We start from the raw sequence: 393 nt of genomic DNA, 5'->3' as shown, positions 1-393 counted from the left end.
CCCGCTTGGGCTTGGACCAATCCGCTGGGATGCCGCCCTCCCGGATGGTGGCTTTCGCCTCAATGGTGAGCTTCTGGCGCGGTGCTGCAATCAGGGTGGCGTCGATGATCTGCCCGCCCATGGTCCGGACGAGGTTGTCCACTGAGCGGGTGGAGATGCCACCGACATAAGCTTCCTGGGTCACCGCCGTGAGTGCCTTCTTCGCCAGCCTCCTGGACCCCAGGAAGGCTGGGAAGTAGCTGCCCTTCCTGAGTTTTGGAATTCGCAGCTCCACCGTCCCAGTCCGCGTTTGCCAGTTCCGCTCCCGATAGCCATTGCGCTGTACCAGCCGGTCCGGGGAGCGCTCGCCAGGGGCGGCGCCTGTTGGCTTGCCCTCCTCCAGCTCCATCAGCC

General features: G+C 65.1%; 1 protein-coding gene. It reads right to left on the bottom strand.

Annotated features, from left to right (window positions below; genetic code table 11):
- Positions 1-393 (bottom strand): transposase (locus SxD43FB_RS24280; RefSeq protein ID WP_255245904.1); only part of this gene is annotated, 393 nt, incomplete at both ends.

The organism is Sphingobium sp. D43FB (assembly GCF_002312805.1).
GTDB lineage: Bacteria > Pseudomonadota > Alphaproteobacteria > Sphingomonadales > Sphingomonadaceae > Sphingobium.
The sequence above is the reverse complement of the archived record's forward strand: the minus strand, read 5'-3'. Positions and strand labels throughout refer to the sequence as shown.